Raw genomic sequence first — 13,613 nt, forward strand, 5'->3', positions numbered from 1 at the left:
AAGGATAGACCTGAGTCTTGAAGGCGACCATGGCGTCGTTTTCAACCACGCCTCGCAAACCGAGATGGCGATCAAGGCGGCGAAGGACGTGGCCGGTGAGGGCAATGTGCTCGACATACTGCCGATTTTAGGGGGCGAGGATTTCGCCTTCATGTCGGACGCGCGACCGGGTGCCTTCATTTTTTGCGGGAATGGCGATAGCGCCAGCGTACATCACGCTGGCTTCGATTTCAGCGACGAGGCGATTCAGTTTGGAACATCGTTCTGGATTAAACTCGTTGAAAATTCACTCGGGTCTTAGCTAGACTAGCTCGCATCACCGAGCTGAACAACCCTTGCAAGCTCGGTTTCAATGCCGGCGCCTCTTCGGCGGCGTCGGCGCGGTCGCAAGCTTCTGACGCCGCGGGACATCGACGACAACCTGGCCGGTATCCGCCGCAACTTCATGCACCAGGGCAGTCGGGACGGTGTCAATCCGCATGCCCGCAGCAGCCGAATTGTGTACAGCCAGATTTAGGCGTTGGGCGCGTCGTTTCTGAACTCGCGTCACTCGTGAAGGTCGCCGCTGCGCGTTTTGAGGAGCTTGGCGCGATCGTCGAAGAAGTAGCCACTCCCTGGGCGAGGACGGGCCGGATTTGATCCGTTTCTTCTGGTCTGCTCATCAAGCGGCCCCCGCCCCGGTTTCCGAAATGGGAGGTGGACATGGACCCTGGCCTCTCGTGCATCAAGCAGTCCAAAGATGTCTTCATCGGGCAGTATCAAGAGATGCGGGAGCGCAAAATGCGCTACGTCGAGAATATACATTGCTGGTTCCAGGACTGGTACTTCCTGCACGCCGTCGGTTTCGGTCGCTGCCCTTCTCGCCGAGAAGTTGATGCCGTGTCCGACCCATCCCTAGGATTCCAACCTGTGGGCGGATTCACCTATCCGTTCAACATGTCCTGGAACCCGAACGCAAGCGTGCCATGCGGATTTACCCAGAGCGGGCTGCCTGTTGGTCTGCAGATCGGTAAATCTTGGTGTTCTGCAGGCCTCTGCGGCCTTCGAGGGCGCGGCGCTCGCAACTCTGACTAGGCTTGCAGTAGGGAAGCTCGCGGTCGGCACGGGGCTAGCCTGGCGCGGTTGTTACAAGAGATCGACTGCCCAGCGTTGAAATCGTAGCCGGCCGAGCCGATGTTTATAAGAACGGCGCTTAGAGTCCGTTTTGAAAATCAGGGATGGGCATTTCGTCGGACAAGGTTTCCACCCATGGCGACGAGGATCATGGCGTGAGAGACGTTCGATGCGCTGTTCATAATCGCGCACGAGGCGTCGCCAGCGCGTCATCCATCCGAAGGTGCGCTCGACGACCCAGCGGCGGGGCAGGACCTGGAACCCTTTCTGGTCGTGCGATCGGCGGCTTTGTCCATGACCTTCAGCCGGTCATAGGCGCTGTCGCTTGCGGCTGCCGTCCAGGACCGCCTGAGCCCCCGCGCTGTCGGAGATGTCGGCAGTGGTGAGATTGACCATCAAGAGCCGCCATCCGTATCGACGGCAATGTGTCGCTTGCGGCCGACAATCTTCTTGCCGGCGTCGTAACCCCTTGTTTCAGCTTGCGGAGCCTTGACCGACGGGCTGTCGATCACGCCAGCCGTGGGACTGACCTTGCGCCCAGCCGGCTCGCGATCCAGCATCAGCGGCAGTGGATGGTTCGGGACAGAAAGCGTCGCGCCAACTCGCGGAACCAGCCGTAGACCGTCTGCCAGGGCCCGAAATGGATCGGCAGCATCCGCCAACCGCAACCGGAGCGAACCAGGTAGCGCACGACGTTGATCACCTCCCGGAATTTAACCTCGCGCGGACGGCCGCGACGCCCAAGCTTGGGCATTAGCGAAGCGATCTGCCCCCCATTCCTCGTCCGTCAAATCGGATGGGTAGCGCTTGGTTTTCTTGGCGATCTGGGCCATTCGCCCGCGGCTCTGCTCGGTCCACAGAGCTTGAATCATCGCTTCACCGCAAAACCCCAACACCCTCGATTTTCCAAACGGACTCTTAGTTTAGATTAGAGCCCGTTTGAGAATGGGATTGAACGAAGCCGAGGGCAAGTAAGTCCAAAGTTCGCCGAGGCGATCCGCTAAGCCATCTCCAGACGGATCGTCCTTGAACACTTCCTGATCGACGGGAGTATCGAGATCGACTCCAATACGGTCGAGCGAGCAATTTGCAAGAAAGAACAGCCTCTTTGCGGGCAGCCAACCTGGCCGATCATTGTCATGCTCGTTCAGACGACCAAAATGAACGAGCTCGAGCCGCGCCGAGGTGACGCCAGTCCACGTGGGTAGGTTTCACATCCTATGCTCCTCCTCTTACCTCGCCACTCGGCATCGTTGGATATGGCTAGAATGAAGGGCGCCTTGATCAAGGGCGCCCTTCGCATCGGCGGCAGGCTTCGATCCCGGAGGTGCGGACCTAGGCACTTCGGAAGGAGCCGCCGATGAGACCTTTTTGGGGATCCCGCTTAGCCGACACCGGCTGGACTGGCGAGTCTAGCGCACGCAATCCTATGCGACGGGCGCTATGGTTCAATGGTTCAATGCTTCGATCTTTCAGAACGAGCGCTGGAAGCGGAGGATACCGCCGATCGCACTATCGTCACCGGCCGGAATACCAGTCCAGTTGGAGTCGCCTTCGTCGATGTAGTCGACTTCGGCCGTGATCGTGAGACCCGGAACGATGTCATAGGCGATATTTGCCGCAACGCCGAAGTTCTTGTCCTCGTCATAGGAGAGCTGGGCATTGAACGAGGTCTTTTCGTTGATGGTGTAGGTTCCACCGCCCCAGATTGCCCAGTTGCCGCCCCACTGCCTGTAGAAGCCGCGGCCGCCGGCGGGGATTGCATAGGTCGGATCCGTGAGGTTGTCGTCCGTGCCGTAGCCGACCATAACGAACAGTGCCAGGTTCTGCGCCGGGGTCACGTCCAAGCGAACCTTGCCGGCCACCTCTTCGTAGTTGCTGTCATAAGCAACGACGCCGGTGATCGCCCCCCCAACTCTGCGTGTACTTCACGCCACCGGCGACATGCGGAACGTAGCTGTCGATTGTGCCGACCGCGCAAGAGCCTTCTTCGAGCGAGACCACGGCCGAGAAGCCATTGCCGGCGTCGAAGTAGTACTGCACGACGTTGGTGTCGAAATCGCCACAGGGAACCACCGTATCCTGGATGACGTTGCCGGCGTAGCCGATGAATGTATCGAAGGCCGATTCGTCCTTACCGACGCGCAGCCCACGAGTTGAATCCAGGCAAAGACCAGCCAACTGCTGTTACTGCCGTCGGAATAGCTGAACTTGGTTTGAGTGTAGGTGTTCAAGGTGCCGAGCTCTGTTTCCTGACCAGTCCAGGTCTTCAGCGAGAAGCGGCCCCTCTTGTGCCAGGTATCGTTGATGCTGCCATCCTCATGGTCGATAGCACCGCGGCCGTCGAACGAACCTTCCTCACCGCCGAAGCATCCCAGCGGACATAGCCACCAATGCGCAGGCAGGTTTCGGTGCCAGGGATGTAGAAATAGCCGGCGCCATAGACGTCGCAGATTTTGACGTACTCAGCTGGTTCCGGCTCGGCGACAGTAACGGCATCGGCCGCGCGTCCGCCGGTGACCGCGGCCAAGGCGGCAGCGGAGTCGAGAAGAAGGCTCTTGACGTTCATTTTGATCTCCACCCAAAAATTAAAAAAAGGGCCAGGGAATCTTCTTTGTTGAAAGACAGCATCCCTCCCCATTCCCCGCGATCGAAAAAGATGCGCATCGCGCAGCTTCCTCGCAGTTTGACTGCTATCCGGGATATTGAATAATTCAAGATATACGGCGCGTGACACAGAGATATACACAATACCGTTGCGAATATGCCCACGAATATGGAATATATATTGCAAATCGTGCAAAGTATACAAACGACAGCTGGACAGTTCGCACGATATTGCAAAATTCATCAGCCAGTGCGTAGTGGCGCAGGCGGCGCTCAAATGGGGCTTTCACAGGCTACGGCGGGACCAACCGATTGCCGGTGCACTGATTTGCAGTTGGTTTCGTCAGTTGTGCTTCATGTCGAGGAAAATTCTCGTGCAGCCCAGATGACTTCTGCAGCCAGATCTTGCCGGAGCATCTCTATGGGGATTCGGCCATCGAGCCGAGGTGAAGGGAAGGTCAGCCAAAACCACGTCTGTCTGGGATTGGCGATCAAGAAGAGCACTTGTCGTATCCCTGGCGCAGGCCTGCCGTCGATGAACTGAGCCAAGGGGAACACATGCTTGCGCTCGCCATTTCGCAACGCAACTACATCGTTGTCGTTGCCACAAATGCAATTTCGATCGCGGTATGCCGAAGTGTTCTTCCAGATAGGTGGGCCCTGCAACCTGACCCGCCCAGTCTTCAATGCGCAGGCAATCGCTTTGTTGATCCCGCACTTTTAAAGCTGCGCACCCATGCGCGCCCTCGGTTCGCGCCGTGAGCGAAGCCGCCGCACCGGCGCTGTCATTGGAATGACGCGCTGCTTCGGCTGCGAGCCTGCGAACAAATTCGGAGGCCAGGGCGGTCAAATCGTCATGAACCGCTTTTTGACGAGTTAGCGAAAGAAGATCTGTGCCAGCGATGTTGCCAGTCCCCTTGCGCGATGAGATTGAACTTCTTTCCTTTAGAACCTCATCGTACTGAACCAGAACGCGCTTGACTTCTTTCGCAACTAAGCTTGAAAGCTCGTCCTGGCGAGGTTCATTTTCAAAATCAAAGGATTTTGTCATGTGGGGCTCCCCCTGCCGCGTAAGAACCGCTTGATTCCCTGCACCATCGAATTGTGATTATGGGCCAGTACGTGAACACAACAGACGCGAGGCCGGATGGCCCGGATCAAGCGGAAGATGAAGCATTATCCGACCGATCTCACCGATTAGGAATGGGAGCGGATTGCACCGCTGCTGCCGAAGCCGGCCAGGTGGGCCGCAGGCTGAGCGTTGACCTGCGCGAGGTTCTCAACGCGATCCGCTACGTGACGCGCACGGGCGGCGGCTGGCGATTGCTCCCGAAAAGACTTTCCGCCTTGGCAGACGGTCTATTGGTGGTTCCGGCGCTTTGTAGGGCTGATGCTGTTTCGCACGATCCACAACTTCGCCCTGATACTGCATCGCGAGCGAGCCGGGCGCGAAGCCAGCCCGAGCGCCGGTATTGTCAACAGCCAGACCGTTAAGGCACCTACGCCCGGCGCCGAGCGAGGCTATGATGCGGCCAAGAAGACGGTCGGGCGCAAGCGCCACATCGCGGTCGACACTGACTGGCAGCTGCTGATAGTCGCTTCAAGCCGGCCGATATCTCCGACAGCGCCGGCGCGCAAATGATCCATGAGGCTATCCACAAGCGCTGGCCATGGACCAGCATCTTTTCGCCGACGGCACCTACGATCGTAGACAATTGCTGGACAAAGCCGTTTTCCTCGATTTCTTCATCGAAGTGGTGCGCCGTATCTACATCGAGCCCGGCTTCAAGGTGCTGCCCACGCGTTGGGTGGTCGAGTGAACCTTCGGCTGAGTCATGCGCTGGCGCCACCTCGCGCGACTACGAAGCCATTATCAACGTCGCCATGGGAAGTCTCTTGCTGCGCAGAATCATCCATTGAACCACATCCCAAACGGGCTCTTACCGCGACGTTCCCCGCTCTATCAGTACTGCGCGGGTGTTCGCCAATCTCTAGCCCGCGGTGACAGGCGGTGCCCAAGATCCACAAAAAGCCTCATCCGCGTGCAGCTGCTCATCTTCTACGTCTGGCCTGGAACGCCTTGACACAGGCCCGTCAGGACCTCCTCGAAATCCTGAGGAGCGATATGGACGCCCCTCCGCGATCGTCACCAGTCAGGTTCCCGTGTCGGCTTGGCATGGTCCAGAGCGACAACGCGCCCCGAAGATAGGCAGCACGAAGAACCAGAAGTAGAGCTGCACTAGCATCGCCGTTCCGCGAAGAATTCGATATAGGCGATGCCGAACCAGCGCAGCAGCCAACGGGGGTAGACCCAGATCAGGCCCCCAGAAGGATCGCCACCAGAGATGCTCCGAGGGTCACGACAAGGGTGATCATGACGCCTTTTGCCAGCGGGCCACGCTCAAGTCGAATGCGACTTCGCTCATGTCCTTCCCCCCCGCCGGGCGCTCCCCGGCCGCAAAGCCGGGGTGGCGAGTCAGGCTCTGGACGGCAATTCCCGCCGGTCTCATATCTAGCCCTTGCAGAGGTCGGCGGTTTTGCTGCCGTCCGGCAGGTTGGTTTTAGTGTAGCCGTATTTGCCGACCCACGCCATCATCTTGTCGGAACCGATATAGTCTTTCAGCACCGCGTTGAACGCGTCGACCTCTGCCTGCTGATTGGGCAGAAAGGCGAGGCCGGGATAGACGCGGATCTCGGGCGGGGTGAACGGATCGGCCAACTCGACACTGTCATCCTTATCGGCAATTTCCTTCAAGGTGAAATAGGCGCCGCCGCCGCCGGCGGCGCGGCCAGCCTTCACAGCCTGCAGGACCTCCGCCGCTCCGGCGACCTGCATGATCTTGTTGTCGGGGATGCCGACTTTTTTCGCGGTTTTCACGTAACTGGAGCCGGCGGTGATGACAAAGGTGAGGCCCTTGTCGCGTAGGTCCTGGTAGGAGTGCAGTCCTTCGGGGTTGCCCTTCGGCACGAGCAGCGCGTCGGCAAAGGTGCCGAGCGGCTCGGTGAACAGCACGTTGCGGCAGCGCTCCGGCAGGATGTACATGCCGCCCGTGATTATGTCGAAGCGACCGGCCTGCAGGCCGGGGATGAGCGAGCCCCATTCGGTGACGACCGGCTCGACCTTGGTTGTGCCCAGCTTCTTCAGGATGTCGATCGTCATCGCATTGACAAAGCCGAGTGGCTCATTGTTCTCGCCAGGATAGGCCCAGGGGACCTCGTTGGAGAAGCCGATCCTTACCGTCTCTCCGTTCTTGATCTTCTCGAGCAGCGACTGCGCCGAAGCCGAACCGGCAAAAGAGGCGATTGCCATCGCCGCTATGCCGAGTGCAGCCATTCCCCTCAGGATTGCACGTCTCACGTGATCATTCCTGTTTCTGAGGTGTTCCCACTTGTCCATCCTGTAAGTCTCCTCTGTTTGTTTCGCCGCTTGTCCCACAAAAAATACCTGAGACGACGTTCACTCCATGCGTTCACATGAATCAAAGTGCGGCAGTTCCCCTTGTGATGCGGGTTTCAAATCGCGCCCAGATACCCCTTGGGCTTTCCAGCCCAATCTTGATACCGACCGTTCAGTGCCCCCTCATAAATGTAGTAGCGTAAGTCGGCCGCTTTGTGCGAATCATGCCCTATCAACTCAGGAAATCGGTGTTTTCTCGCTGTGTGCTGATATCGGTCGGACACGCTACAGCCCAGCATCGTCTCTCAGGGCGCGGGAACGATTGCAGTCCAGCGGGTCATGCGTGCGAAGAGAATCTCGCGCGGCCACCGAGTCCAGATACGCCTCAAACTCAATCTCGAACCGGCGGCCCGCAATTGCATTACGGTTGACGTAGCCGACCCGCGTTTATCTGTCTCGTTCGTACACACCTGGTAGGAGGTACAAGCCCCGGGCGTAAATCCCCGGTAGCGACGCAGTCCTCTTGCTCGGCATAGCGACGGCTGTTGGCGCGTGGGTGCCCACCCGAGCAGGATCGAGCGGCCGGTTCCGGACGAGCAATACTCGCGATGCCCGAAGGCGACACCACTCACACTATTCGCCAAATGATGCGGGATCATAGTTTTCGTGATGGAAAGCGATTGGGCTCGATGCGGCACATTATTAAATGGCCGGATAGCACGGCCGCACTGCGCGCATTAGCCGCTCTCCTTGCCTTCAATGCGGCAACTTCTGACAATAGAGGAATGGGACAATTTATAAGCAAGCGTAGATTGAACGAGCAGTGTCGCGGACAGACGCGGATCCAATTTCGCCAGCGACATTTGCGCCGCTCAGCGAATTCGGCGGTTCGCTTTGTCTGGCTCTCGCTCACGAGATACAGCGAGAGTTGATGATGCGAGACGGGGCGTTTTGCAGGCCGTTCCACTGTCGTGTCACCGAAAAATCTGTTCACGCAAAACTCCACACACTTTTAGTTTTCAGGGAGTGTAGGTCCCTGCAAAGACTTCTCAGTCTCTGAGCCTGTTATCACGTTTCGGCCATCCGTCTCTTGCTCTCAATTCCACCGATGTTCGGCGACCATCAGCTTTTACAGGCGCCACCTGACCTAGTGCGGGGAGGTGATAGGCCGCAGATTGTTCCTATTCGCCAGCAATGATCGACCAACTGATTAAGTCGACGGCACGCTGAAGAATCGCCTCGGTCTGAGCAAGGCTGGGTGAAGAGGCGATGACATGTCCGATCGAATCTCGGTAATCGCCTTTCCTGATGATCGGCGTTTTGGACTTAACATATAACTTGACCTCGGCGACACCTGGTACAGTAGCCGCTAGACTGTCGTTGTCGATCCAATCCAGGATGCCATCGCGATGAGGAATCAGGAACCGCGCGGCCGCAGTTTGCGAACGCCTTCTGCGTAAATCCCATTCCTCGCCGATGGCAAGTTTGACATGTTCGGAGATGAGATCGACCCCGTAAGCCAGCCGAACGAGTTGAGGATCGGGCGCGCCAGAAAGACGCGGATTGACTTCGATGACGACTGGGCCACGCTTCGTCCACCGGAATTCAATGGCCGTTGGCCCCCAGCAAAGGCCGAGAGCTCGCAAACAGCTCAGCGAAACGTCGGCGATACGCTTATGCTCGTCATCAGTCAGCGGCGCCGGAAAGGTGAACTGACGATAGACGAAGTGCGGGAGAGAGCCGAAGTCAGCGGTGCAAATCCCAATGACCTCATTTCCCATTGTCTGAGCGGTATAATGGGGGCCTTCTGCGAATTCTTCGACCAGTATCCTTGGCCAAGACCGCCATATGTGATTCCCGCCCAACAGATAGGTTGTATGTTCGGCTATCTCATCGACGTTGCGGCACAATCGGACACCGCTGCTGCCGCTGCCTACAGCTGGCTTAACAACCACCGGCAGCCCGATCTCCGCAGCAGAGTGTTCTACCTCCGTCGCATTCGCTGCCAAGCGATAAGCCGGTATTGGAACGCCGGTCTCTGCGAGGAGTTGTCGTTGAGTGAATTTGTCGCAGCATCGTTCAATCGATGCGTGGTTCGGCCCCGGTAGATCGAAATGCCGGCAGAGCTTTCCAACTGTTGCATAGACCGCTTCCTCGTCGCTCGTAATCCCAGCAATGTCATAGGTCTCACGCAGCCGGGAACATTCGTGAATCAGTGCGTCGAGATTGTCCGTGTCGACATGGATTGCCTCGATCCCTTCCGCAGCAAGGTAGTCGTCGTGAGCTGGATCAGCCGACAGGGTAATTGGATGAAGACCAAGACGCTGGGCAGCTTGGACGAACTGCAGACCATTACCTTTTGTGCCTTCAACCAAGATGAGCGCTCTTCTTGCCATTGGTTGTTTACTTCCACGATGAGTGCTGTGCGGCAGGTCGCTGAGATCGGCATCAGCTTTTTTCAGTCGTGCCAGACACTGGGTGAAGGTACCATCGTCAGCGATTTGCAGTCGCAAAGATTCTGTAAATTCATTTGAAGGATCTGTTGCAGCGTTTGATAACAGCCCGTGTTCACGGAGCGTATGATTGAATTTCGGAGGACACCTAATTGCAAGTGACAATCATGCGGCGAGATCGTGTCCCGGGAACTAGTCTAGTTTCCGTCCATAGTGTGCTGCAGCAAGCAGAAGGAGGTTCGATGGCGAACTGACAACATGCTGAGAAGCTGCGTGAAAGATGAGGGTAGGCCCCTCGGGATCGGCTTTCAGGAGCGGGTCTCAAACCAGCCCAAGCTGCTGTGGTAGAAGAGCCATGGTGGTTAGCGTTGGGACAAAAGCCGCGGACATGATCCGGGGCAGGTAGGCATCCGGAAGATGAGCGCAAGCAAACCCTTCGATGACGCGTCGTTAGAACTCTTTGATACCACTACAACCGAGGGCATGTGGATCTCTCGGGACAAGTCCGTCGGGAGCCTGATGACTGGGCGGACAGTGGACGGCGTATAGGGGGCATGAGCCGGATGCAGGCTTTTGCGCGGAACTGCAGGAACCAGCTTTCTGATGCTAAGGGAGAAGCACAAGCGGCGCGCACCGCTTCATGCACCGCGTCCGGAACCCAGATCCCGGTCTGCACCCCCGCCCTCAGCAGCCGTGCCAGGGTGACCGCATCGCGTCGGTTCGTCTTGACGCGTTCGCCCGGGCGCTTCGGGATCAGCGATGGCGCAACGACATCGCAGCGGTGGTCGAGCTCAACGATCTGGCGGCAAAGTCCGTAGCCAGTTGGGCCGGCCTCGTAGCAGAAATAGAGGCGCCGATATTTGCGCTCCAGCTTACGCACGAAGCGTTCCACCGCCGGTGTCGCCTCGATCTCGCCGAAATAGCGGACCTCCCCCTCCCGGCCACCCTCCGCAATCGCAATCGCGTGCTTGGCTTTCGAAACATCGACACCGACGTAAAAAACCTTATCTTCTGCCAATGGCCCGTCCTTCCTTTGCTGGGGCTCGGCTCGGCATTCCCGAGCAACCCCCGTTTGCTCACAGCTGCAAAGACTAAGGACGGGCCGCCGCTCAGGCCACGGTCATAACGTCTAGTGTAGCTGGCGGCTTAGTCGCTGCAGTTTTCCGACATGAGCCCGGGCTGATCAGGCGCGCCACGGCTGGCAGGCTGATCATGAGATCATCGCTCATCTGCCTGCAAACGATTGTTCGTAGGCAGCTGGCTTCTGGCTCCAATTCCCGGGCTCGTGACAGTGGTTCTCTATTCGATGTCGCCGAATCCACGATTGTGGTTTTTGGTTAACGCCCGAGACAAGATGAGGTCGCCAACAGCTACCATCGTGAAGCGGTCCGCAACGTTCGTTGCAATTGAACCAGCCGTATCATGACCATCACCCCGCTGCACCGGATGACAACGGTTTCGTAGGAATGTTTCTCCACAGGCTGTTCCAATCAAATCCGTTCGCCTTTATCCTGACCAGCTTGCACGGTGACGCGCCTGTCCTTCCCCTCTCTCCAAGCAGTTGTGCGACACGGGGTTACTAAAGAACGGCCAGTGACGACACTACCATCCTGGGTAGGCGCACGGGCCGAGCTTGCCGTGCAAAAACCGCAGAGCAGCGCCAAAATTGGCTAAAGGAGAGGCTGCTGCTGATTATAGTTCACATCACGCACGATCAGGGAGAGCCTTAATGCTTTCCGGTCGCGCGCCCGTCATGCGGGGAGGGACCCAGGAAATTGCACCTCCCGAAATTATCGAGTTCGTAGTGAAATTTTCTCAGTAAGCGAATCTGATCGAAGCCAATCAATGTGCCGAGCGTGAGTTCGCCCTTCCCGACGGGCAAGGTTGAAGGACGGCCTGACGTGCATGTAAGCGACGTGCTGATGTTACGTTCAAAAGAAAACGAAGGCCTGCGCAGAATCGGACGCAGCATTTTTATCTCAAGCGCAAATCTTCGACTATCTCAGAAAGTCGATACATCTGTTGAGAAAACAAATTGCGGCCTTAAGGTGTTGGCAAAATGATGCGCGCCACTTCGAGTTTATTTAGTGGATGCCTCATTAAGGAGTTGATATGAGGAAGCGTCCTGAAATCCTCTACGCTAGCGAGCCCGACCTCGACGCCGCCGAGTTCTCCCGCGTGTTGGCCGAATCCGGCCTGGGCGCGACCCATGGCGAGCTGCGGCTGCAGGCGATGCTTGGCCATGCCGATCTGGTGTTGACCGCGCGGCTCAATCGGCCCAGTCGGAAGTTGGTCGGCGTTCTCCGCGGCCTCACCGACTTGTCTTGGGTCTGCTATATCTCCGAGCTTGCCGTTTCGAAATCGGCGCAAGGGCTCGGCATCGGCATGGGCCTGCTTGATGAAGCGCACAGGCAACTCGGACCTGCCGTCGGCATAGCCTTGATCTCCGAGCCCGACGCTGTCGGCTTCTATGAAAGCGCTGGCATGACACGCATACCAGACGCATTCTGGTTTTCGCGCGAGTGCTAGCCTACCGGCACCCATCGGCCTTCAGTTCAGACGGGGATTTGAAAAGCCTCGACGGCTGACTGGGGTCCGATCCCGCCGGATCTGAAATGCACCGCGGTGCGGCATGGCCCACTTCAAACTCACGCTACAGTGCTGCTCACCGCCGTCATCCCTTCAGCTTTGACCCGCAGGCTGAAAATCCCTTACCCAGCCCCAATGGTGCCGGCAGGTGGGGATCCGTTCTCGATACAATAGGCTGTCGCAGTGCTGAACCGGCCTTGGCCGCCGCCACGGCGATGTCTGACGCAAGTTCATGAAAAGCCTCATCTGGTGATCGTTTACGTGGCAACCCCGCACAAAGTGATTCCCCTCTTCGGAAAATCACCCAATACCGGGCCGATCGCGATCGACCCACGCCAGCCCCTGGGGAACCTGGGCGGCGTAACCGCATTCGGGCTACGCCAACATTCCGTCACAGCAGCAGCCGCGCATTCTAATCCCGATTGACGCTCTTTCTCATCTTGTTTGTCGCGCGGCACTCGACGAACAAACCAGCCATATCTCTCGAGATCATAAAATCCGCGATAGAGCCGCACCAGACCGAGCGGCGTGCCGTGAAGCGCGGGGGGGCATGAACATGCCGATATTTCACCGCGCTGACGGTTTCCGAGCCTGGATCACAGCCCAGATCGGCTGAGGTCTTCATCTCCGCATACGATCGCCACGACGCGCGGAGAAGACGCGATGTCGTCCAGCCGAGCTACGGCGTCGGGTTTCGATAAGGCAATAGCTTTGTGTGACCCAGAGAAAGGCATCTGGTTCATAGATCGCCCAGAGCGATCGCATTTCCTTCTGGATGTCGGAGGCACTCGCCCACTTCTCTTTGTTCCAGCAAACACCGCGCGTCACGCGGAAAAAGCACGCACTTCTTAAGCCGCACGCAATCCTCGAGCCGATTCGATTATTCTCGACTTTTAGGACACTGCTCTGGCCGAACACAAAGGCGGAAGCGCTCTACGGTTCGAGGCACGGCCGCCAGTCTTCGCAGCGGCTCACGAGACGTCCTTGTTCGCATCAATCGGCCCCTGCCTGTCGAGTCAATTTGCACGCCGATTCACAGCCCAGAAAGCACCCGAACCGGATTAATGGTTGCCTTCGGCAAGCCGGCGCAAGCACACCGTTTCGCGCAGCACCATGCCTTGAACAGCGCCGCCCCCCTTTATCGAGATGACGATCTCCAAACGTACCCACGGACCAGTCCTGGCATGTCTACATCGGCGACGCTCTCCCAAATCAGAACGTCACGAAACAACCATACAGCCCGCAATCGCGGAATCCGACCCATCTCCACCGAGTCAATCCGCCGCACCAAATGTGTATATGCTCTGGTTGCCGGTTGCCGCCCTTAATGCAAGAGGCTTCTGGCCGCCCTTTTTGACGTGTGATCGAGTGCGGTCTTCTGTCAGGCCTTCATGTGCGGCATTTCCAGAGCCGCTGGCCGGTATGGGATCTGCAGATCAGGTCCAAATCTCAAC

General features: G+C 57.8%; 6 protein-coding genes and 6 pseudogenes. 5 read left to right on the forward strand and 7 right to left on the reverse strand.

The genetic code is table 11. The annotated features are described in order from the left end of the window. Positions 1 to 301, forward strand: a 301-nt coding sequence (locus AC0L2Z_RS33745; RefSeq protein WP_473630444.1) for a M20/M25/M40 family metallo-hydrolase, incomplete at its 5' end; no start/stop codon positions are given. A gap of 401 nt (positions 302 to 702) precedes the next feature. Beyond that, positions 703 to 1,074: a hypothetical protein gene (locus tag AC0L2Z_RS33750; RefSeq protein WP_473630445.1), complete on the forward strand. Its 372-nt coding sequence runs from the start codon at positions 703 to 705 to the stop codon at positions 1,072 to 1,074. Between the two features lie 137 nt (positions 1,075 to 1,211). Here the strand turns inward: AC0L2Z_RS33750 and AC0L2Z_RS33755 are convergent. Further along, positions 1,212 to 1,973 (reverse strand): annotated as a pseudogene (locus tag AC0L2Z_RS33755) (IS5 family transposase). A 120-nt stretch (positions 1,974 to 2,093) separates the two neighbouring features. Between AC0L2Z_RS33755 and AC0L2Z_RS33760 the strand changes: the two are divergent. Next, positions 2,094 to 2,294, forward strand: a pseudogene (locus tag AC0L2Z_RS33760) (IS66 family transposase); the annotation flags it as partial. A gap of 291 nt (positions 2,295 to 2,585) precedes the next feature. On the opposite strand, the pseudogene AC0L2Z_RS33765 reads toward AC0L2Z_RS33760, so the two are convergent. Beyond that, positions 2,586 to 3,682, reverse strand: a pseudogene (locus AC0L2Z_RS33765) (porin). 381 nt (positions 3,683 to 4,063) lie between these two features. Further along, complete coding sequence (locus tag AC0L2Z_RS33770; protein WP_473630446.1) at positions 4,064 to 4,771, reverse strand: antitoxin Xre/MbcA/ParS-like domain-containing protein; 708 nt, start codon at positions 4,769 to 4,771, stop codon at positions 4,064 to 4,066. A 96-nt stretch (positions 4,772 to 4,867) separates the two neighbouring features. Between AC0L2Z_RS33770 and AC0L2Z_RS33775 the strand changes: the two are divergent. Further along, a pseudogene (locus AC0L2Z_RS33775) lies at positions 4,868 to 5,640 on the forward strand (IS5 family transposase). Between the two features lie 592 nt (positions 5,641 to 6,232). Here the strand turns inward: AC0L2Z_RS33775 and ehuB are convergent. From ehuB to AC0L2Z_RS33795, 4 genes and pseudogenes are all read right to left on the reverse strand, one after another. After that, positions 6,233 to 7,078, reverse strand: coding sequence for an ectoine/hydroxyectoine ABC transporter substrate-binding protein EhuB (gene ehuB, locus AC0L2Z_RS33780; protein WP_473630447.1), 846 nt, complete (start codon positions 7,076 to 7,078; stop codon positions 6,233 to 6,235). A gap of 1,220 nt (positions 7,079 to 8,298) precedes the next feature. Then, positions 8,299 to 9,513: an ATP-grasp domain-containing protein gene (locus AC0L2Z_RS33785; RefSeq protein ID WP_473630449.1), complete on the reverse strand. Its 1,215-nt coding sequence runs from the start codon at positions 9,511 to 9,513 to the stop codon at positions 8,299 to 8,301. Positions 9,514 to 10,198: 685 nt separating this feature from the next. Beyond that, a pseudogene (locus tag AC0L2Z_RS33790) lies at positions 10,199 to 10,588 on the reverse strand (transposase); the annotation flags it as partial. Between the two features lie 287 nt (positions 10,589 to 10,875). After that, positions 10,876 to 11,048, reverse strand: a pseudogene (locus tag AC0L2Z_RS33795) (CapA family protein); the annotation flags it as partial. Positions 11,049 to 11,682: 634 nt separating this feature from the next. Between AC0L2Z_RS33795 and AC0L2Z_RS33800 the strand changes: the two are divergent. Next, positions 11,683 to 12,099, forward strand: a complete 417-nt coding sequence (locus AC0L2Z_RS33800) for a GNAT family N-acetyltransferase (RefSeq protein WP_473630448.1) — start codon at positions 11,683 to 11,685, stop codon at positions 12,097 to 12,099. The last annotated feature ends 1,514 nt before the right edge of the window (positions 12,100 to 13,613 follow it).

The sequence above is a fragment of the Mesorhizobium sp. WSM4850 genome, from assembly GCF_055811735.1.